Raw genomic sequence first — 6,724 nt, 5'->3', positions numbered from 1 at the left:
CTTATCTACAGGGAAAGATGTATAATATATGTAATTGATAAATTCTTGTCAGAAGTCTGCACTTTTTTAAAAAGTGAAGGCTCTGTTCTATGCTATAAAGCAATTGAGAAAGGAGTAAAAATGCATCTTATCAAAGACGAAAACGGTAATCTGATCCAGCATGGACATGAACATACACACGAACATACCCATGAGCATACACATGCAGACGGGGTGACACATTCTCATGCGCATACTCATGAGGCAGGCGGAGAACACGTCCATTCTCATGAGGGAGAGTGCCAGAATCATACACATGAACATTGCGGCAGCTGCCAGGGGGGAGACTGCGGAAAGGAAACAGTAGCTCTTCTTACCTATATGCTTCAGCATAATGAGCACCATGCTCAGGAGCTTGACCAGATGGCAGACAATCTGGACAAAATGGGACTGAATGCATCTGCAAAGGCTATCAGAGACGCAGTTGCGGATTTCCAGAAAAGCAATATGCGTCTGGGACTTGCCCTGACGCTTGTAAAAGAAGAACTGAAGTAAAAACTGACATCAGGAGGTAACAGATATGTGTCTTGCAACTGTATATAAAAACAGCGATGATTCCGTGATCTTTAAAAATGTAAGCCGTATTGATGTGGATGGGGAAAAGGTGATTCTTCGCGACATCATGGGTGATGAAAGAATTGTAGAAGGAAAGATCCTTATGGTGGATCTGGCCAACAGTATTGTGAAACTCAGCTGTGAATAAGACAGCGCAGATTTAATTTTGACAGAAATCAGGAGGCAGCTATTATATGGCACATGTGATTGCCGTTGCAGGTAAAGGCGGCGTAGGAAAGACAACCTTATGCGGAATGCTGATCCAGTATCTCTGTGAGAAGGGCAAGGGACCGGTTCTTGCAGTAGATGCGGATGCGAATTCCAATTTGAATGAAGTTCTTGGCGTGAAAGTGGATACTACCTTAGGCGATGTCCGTGAAGAGATCGCTCAGGCAGAGCTTGCGGCAAAAAGCCCGATTCCCACAGGAATGTCCAAGGCAGATTATGCAGAACTCAGATTCGAGGACGCATTGATTGAAGATGATGATTTCGATCTGCTTGTTATGGGCAGAACACAGGGCAAGGGATGCTACTGCTATGTAAATGGACTTCTGCAGGCACAGCTTGCAAAATATCAGAACAATTATCCTTATTTTGTGGTAGATAATGAAGCTGGAATGGAACATATCAGCCGCGGTGTTCTTCCGGGAATGCAGACAGCAATTCTGGTAAGCGACTGTTCCAGACGAGGAATTCAGGCGGTAGGAAGAATTGCCAAGCTGATCGAGGAATGTAATATGCATCCGGCTACGGTAGGTCTGATCGTCAATCGGGCTCCTAAGGGAGAATTGAATCCGGGAGTTATGGAAGAGATTGAAAATCAGGGACTGAAGCTTCTGGGTGTGGTTCCTCAGGATGAGGCGGTTTATGAATATGACTGCGAGGGACGCCCCACAGCATCGCTTCCGGAGGATAATCCTGTGAAACAGGCGCTTCGCAAAATTGTGGATAACCTGGAACTGTAATATATTGTACGTCTCTGCTCCCGGTGAGCAGAGATGTTGTGCCGGGGAGGAGAAGCCCTGGTTGCTTTTTACATGAAATAACCCATGGGCGGGGATGGGTTCTGTTCCATGGTTTATTAAAAAATACAAGGAAAGAAAAATATACATGAAGTATCATGTATCATTAAAGGAGGTCTATAATGAGTGAATTCAAATTAACGACAGTGGAAGAATTTGAAGCTGCCACCAACAGACTGTTAGAGACCGGAGCCAAAGTTGGCGCGGATTCCTGGCAGATGCGTGTAAAAAACCAGAGCCCACACTGTAAATTCGGTGAAAAGGGTATTTGCTGCCGTATCTGTTCCATGGGACCATGCCGTATCACAGCAAAAGCTCCAAGAGGAATCTGCGGATGTGATGCACATGGTATCGTAGGACGTAACTACCTGAAATTCACAGCTGGAGGAGCATCTGCACACTCTGACCACGGTCGTGAAATCTGCCACACTCTGCACTGCACAGCAGCAGACGGAAACTACAAGGTAAAGGATCCGGAGAAACTGATCCGTATTGCAAAAGAATGGGATATCGAAACAGAAGGCAAAGATATCTATGACCTTGCACATGAGGTTGCAGAGGTTGGTCTTATGGAATATGGTAAGCCTTTTGGATATCAGAGATTCCTTGACAGAATGCCGGAAGGACAGAAAGAAAAACTTATCGAAAACGAGCTTGCACCACGTGCGATCGACCGTGAGGTTTCTTCTTCCTTACATATGACACATATGGGATGTTCTTCTCTTCCGGAAGCACTTGTAAAACAGTCTATCCGCTGCGGCCTTGGCGATGGATGGGGCGGTTCCATGATGGGAACAGAATTCTCTGACGTTCTTTTTGGAACACCGAAGCCAATCGACACTGAAGCAAACCTTGGTGTTATGGTTGAGGAAAACGTAAACATCGTAGTTCACGGACATGACCCGAGTCTTTCTGAGATGATCTGCGAGTATGCAGACAGCAAGGAAATGATCGACTATGCAAAATCTGTTGGAGCAAAAGGAATCACCGTATCCGGTGTCTGCTGTACTTCCAATGAAGTTGCTATGCGCCGTGGAATTCCGATGGCAGGTAACTTCCTGCAGCAGGAGAACGTAGTTCTCACAGGTGCATGTGAAGCTATCGTAGTAGACGTTCAGTGTATCTTCCCTGCATTAGGACCACTGAGCAAATGCTTCCATACTAAATTTATTACAACCTCTCCGATCGCTCAGATGCCGGATTCTGATTTTATCAGATTTGATGCGGAAACAGCAGGAGAAAACGCAAAAGCAATCGTTAAGCTTGCTATTGACAACTTCAAGAACAGAAAACCGGAACTTGTACATATCCCGCAGCTGAAACAGAAAGCTACTGTTGGTTATTCCGTAGAAGCAATCGTAAAAACTCTGGACGGCGTTACAAACTCTCAGGTTGACGAGCTTGGAACAACCAAACCGCTTCTTGAGTGTATCACATCCGGTGTTATCCGTGGTGCTGTTGCCATGGTTGGATGTAACAACCCGAAAGTACGTCCTGACTACGCACATATCGAGCTGATGAAGAAATGTATTGCAAACGATATCGTGATCATTGCATCCGGATGTTCTGCACAGGCAGCTGCAAAAGCTGGTCTTATGGATAAATCTGCAAAAGATCTCTGCGGCGCTGGTCTGAAACGTGTCTGTGAGCTGGCTGATATCCCGCCGGTACTTCACATGGGATCCTGCGTAGATATCTCCCGTATGATGATTCTTGCTGCAGAACTTGCAAAAGATGCCGGACTTCAGATCCATCAGCTTCCGGTTGTAGGATGTGCTCCAGAGTGGATGTCTGAAAAAGCAGTATCTATCGGTAACTATGTAATCGGTACAGGTATTGATACATTCCTTGGTGTAGATCCATACGTTTCCGGCTCTGATCAGATGGCAGAAATCCTTACAGAGGGAACCAGAAAATGGGTTGACGCTGCTTTCACAGTTGAAACAGATATCGATAAATTAGTTGACCTGATGATCGAAAGAATTGAAGAAAAGAGAACAGCACTGGGAATCTGATAAATACAGATAACTGTGCAGAAATTATGACAAAGGTGGATGACGTAAAATGAAAATAGCAGTTACAGGCAAAGGCGGCGTGGGAAAAACTACATTTGCGGCTACGCTGGCCCGTTTATATGCAGAGGAGGGAAGACCTGTCCTTGCAGCAGACGTGGATCCTGATGCAAATCTGGGACTTGCTCTTGGTTTTGATGAGGAAACACTGGACTCCATAACTCCCATTTCAAAAATGAGGAAACTGGTAGAAGAACGGACCGGTGCATCGGCAGACAATCAGTTTTACCATCTGAATCCAAAAGTAGACGATATTCCGGAGAAATACGGAAAGGTCTGCAACGGAGTCAGACTGCTGGTCCTTGGAACTGTTGAGACAGGCGGCGGCGGATGTGTGTGTCCGGAACATGTGATGCTGAAGCGCATCATCAGCAATATGGTCCTCAGAAGAGAGGATGTAGTAATCCTTGATATGGAGGCAGGCCTTGAACATCTGGGCAGAGGAACAACGGAAGGAGTAGATGCCTTTATTGTTGTGATCGAGCCTGGAGCAAGAAGTGTACAGACATACAAAAATGTAAAGCGTCTGGCAAAAGATCTGGGAGTAGCCCAGGTTAAGGTTGTGGCCAATAAGGTTCGCAACGAGGAGGATGAAGCTTTTATCCTCGGACGGATTCCACAGGAAGATCTTTTAGGTATGATCCACTATAATACAGAGGTGATCGATGCTGACAGACAGGGCAAATCCCCTTATGACTTCAGTGAAACCGTCACCGGTGAGATCAGAAGCATCAAAGATAAGATTGATCGTCAGTGATCGTTAAATTAGGAGGTATAACAGTGACTTTATTTGAAAGCGTTTTCGCGGGAAATGATGCCGTATATGGACTCACTGAGAGCGCCATTGACCAGGCAATTGCAACACACGGAGCAGACAAAGCTGTCAGCTTCCCGAATACAGCATATTCTCTTCCCTGCTACTATGCAGTAACAGGAACAAAAGTTGGCACTCTTGCAGAGTTAAAAGAAGCTCTTGGCGTTGTAAAAACTCTTATGACAAGAGAAAAAAGAACACATGACGTATTTATGTCAGGTGTGGCTACAGCACTTTGCGCTGAGTTTATCGAAGTTCTGAAATATCTGGATGGAGCAGTTCCTTACGAGGAGCCATGCTACGGACATCTTGCAGATGCAGTGATCCGTGAACTTGGTGTTCCGCTTGTTACAGGCGACATCCCGGGTGTAGCAGTTATTCTTGGAAAAGCAGCTTCTCCGGAAGAAGCAGCAGCTCTTGTAAAATCCTATCAGGCACAGGGTATTCTGGTAACACTGGTAGGCGATGTGATTGACCAGCTTGCTGAGATCAACTACAAGACAGGCGCAAATGTACGTGTGATTCCGCTTGGAAAAGATGTTACAGCAGTAATTCACGTAGTTTCCGTAGCACTTCGTGCAGCTTTGATCTTTGGTAACGTAAAACCAGGCGATGCTGCAACACTTATGGAATACACCATGAAACGTGTACCTGCATTTGTAAATGCATTTGCACCGCTCAATGACGTTATCGTTGCATGTGGAGCAGGCGCTATCGCTCTTGGATTCCCGGTTATCACAAACCAGGAAGACGTTGCAAGAGTTCCGAAGAGCCTGATCTGCCAGACAGATGTTTCCAAATGGAACGCAACTTCTCTGGAAGCACGCGATATCAAGATTAAGATTACAAATATCGACATTCCTGTTGCGTTTGCATCTGCATTCGAGGGTGAGATCATCCGTCGTAAAGACATGCAGGTAGAGTTTGACGGTTCCCGTGTAGACTGTGCCGAGCTTGTACAGACATGTGATGCAAGTGAGATCGAAGATCATAAGATTACAGTGATCGGACCGGAAGCTGATGAGATGGAACTTGGAAGCAAGAACAGTATCGCATATGTTGTTAAAGTTGCAGGCAAGAACATGCAGGCTGACTTTGAACCGGTTATCGAGCGTAAGTTCCATAACTACATCAACTGCATCGAGGGTGTATACCATACAGGACAGAGAGATATGCAGCGTATCCGTATCAGCATTGATGCATTTAACGCTGGTTTCCGTATCAAACATCTTGGTGAGGTTCTTTACTCCCAGGTTAAAAATGAGTTTGACGCAGTAGTAGATAAATGTGAGGTTGTGATCTATACAGATCCGGCTGAATGTTCAAGAGTACGTCATGAGATCGCTATCCCGACATTTGAAAAACGTGATGAGCGTCTTGACAACTTGACTGATGAGTCTGTAGATGTTTACTATAGCTGTATCCTCTGCCAGGCATTCTCACCAAGCCATGTATGTGTGGTAACACCGGAGAGACTTGGACTTTGCGGTGCGGTTTCATGGCTGGATGCAAAAGCTACCAACGAGCTTGACCCGGCTGGTCCATGTCAGGTGATCACAAAAGAAAGACCGATCGACGAAAACCTTGGTGCATATGAAGATGTTGATGAGGCAGTACAGAAATTCTCTCAGGGCGCTCTTGAGCATGTTACTCTGTACTCCATTATGCAGGATCCGATGACTTCCTGCGGATGCTTCGAGTGTATCTGTGGTATCGAGCCGTTCTCCAACGGTGTAGTTATTGCAAACCGTGAGTATGCAGGCATGACTCCTCTTGGAATGACCTTCCCTGAGATGGCTTCCATGACAGGCGGCGGTGTTCAGACACCAGGCTTTATGGGACATGGTAAACACTTTATCTCTTCCAAGAAATTCATGAAGGCTGAGGGCGGTATCGAGCGTATCGTATGGATGCCGAAGGAACTGAAAGAGTTTGTTGCAGAGCGTCTGAATAAGACTGCAAAAGAGCTTTATGGAATTGACAACTTCACAGATATGATCGGTGATGAGACTGTAGCAGAAGATCCGGAGACACTGGTTGCATTCCTTACAGAAAAAGGACATCCGGCACTTGGACTGGATCCGATGATGTAATTTTTTCGATATACAGGAAAGTTAAGAAAATATCTCCTCCGGTCTCCTGTAAGGGAGACCGGAAGAGATGAATAAAAAAATTAGAAAAAGGGCTGACTGGCTTGTCAACGCCCTTTAAAGTGTTGTATA

The 6,724-nt window shown here is 45.6% G+C and carries 6 protein-coding genes; all 6 read left to right on the top strand.

The window, feature by feature from the left end; genetic code table 11:
* Positions 1-120 precede the first annotated feature (120 nt).
* The 6 genes from RDS42_RS10815 (at position 121) to acsB (ending at position 6,595) form a co-directional block, all read left to right on the top strand.
* Complete coding sequence (locus RDS42_RS10815) at positions 121-534, top strand: cobalt transporter (RefSeq protein ID WP_308783682.1); 414 nt, start codon at positions 121-123, stop codon at positions 532-534.
* A gap of 25 nt (positions 535-559) precedes the next feature.
* A complete protein-coding gene (locus tag RDS42_RS10810) occupies positions 560-742 on the top strand; it encodes a CooT family nickel-binding protein (protein ID WP_308783681.1) in 183 nt (60 codons plus the stop codon).
* A 46-nt stretch (positions 743-788) separates the two neighbouring features.
* On the top strand, positions 789-1,559 hold the full coding sequence (locus tag RDS42_RS10805; protein WP_308783680.1) for an AAA family ATPase: 771 nt from the start codon (positions 789-791) through the stop codon (positions 1,557-1,559).
* Between the two features lie 179 nt (positions 1,560-1,738).
* Entirely contained in the window at positions 1,739-3,631 is a 1,893-nt protein-coding gene (gene cooS / locus RDS42_RS10800; protein WP_308783679.1) for an anaerobic carbon-monoxide dehydrogenase catalytic subunit, read from the top strand.
* Between the two features lie 49 nt (positions 3,632-3,680).
* A complete protein-coding gene (locus tag RDS42_RS10795; RefSeq protein ID WP_177275524.1) occupies positions 3,681-4,445 on the top strand; it encodes an AAA family ATPase in 765 nt (254 codons plus the stop codon).
* 23 nt (positions 4,446-4,468) lie between these two features.
* Positions 4,469-6,595: an acetyl-CoA decarbonylase/synthase complex subunit alpha/beta gene (acsB, locus tag RDS42_RS10790; protein ID WP_177296368.1), complete on the top strand. Its 2,127-nt coding sequence runs from the start codon at positions 4,469-4,471 to the stop codon at positions 6,593-6,595.
* Positions 6,596-6,724: the final 129 nt, after the last annotated feature.

This window comes from uncultured Blautia sp. (genome assembly GCF_902497045.1).
Taxonomy (GTDB): Bacteria; Bacillota; Clostridia; order Lachnospirales; family Lachnospiraceae; genus Blautia_A.
The sequence above is the reverse complement of the archived record's forward strand: the minus strand, read 5'-3'. Positions and strand labels throughout refer to the sequence as shown.

Excerpts from the sequence above, each read along its gene's own strand:
- RDS42_RS10815 (WP_308783682.1), top strand. The coding sequence starts at position 121 with ATGCATCTTATCAAAGACGAAAACGGTAATCTGATCCAGCATGGACAT.
- RDS42_RS10810 (WP_308783681.1), top strand. The coding sequence starts at position 560 with ATGTGTCTTGCAACTGTATATAAAAACAGCGATGATTCCGTGATCTTT.
- RDS42_RS10805 (WP_308783680.1), top strand. The coding sequence starts at position 789 with ATGGCACATGTGATTGCCGTTGCAGGTAAAGGCGGCGTAGGAAAGACA.
- cooS (WP_308783679.1), top strand. The coding sequence starts at position 1,739 with ATGAGTGAATTCAAATTAACGACAGTGGAAGAATTTGAAGCTGCCACC.
- RDS42_RS10795 (WP_177275524.1), top strand. The coding sequence starts at position 3,681 with ATGAAAATAGCAGTTACAGGCAAAGGCGGCGTGGGAAAAACTACATTT.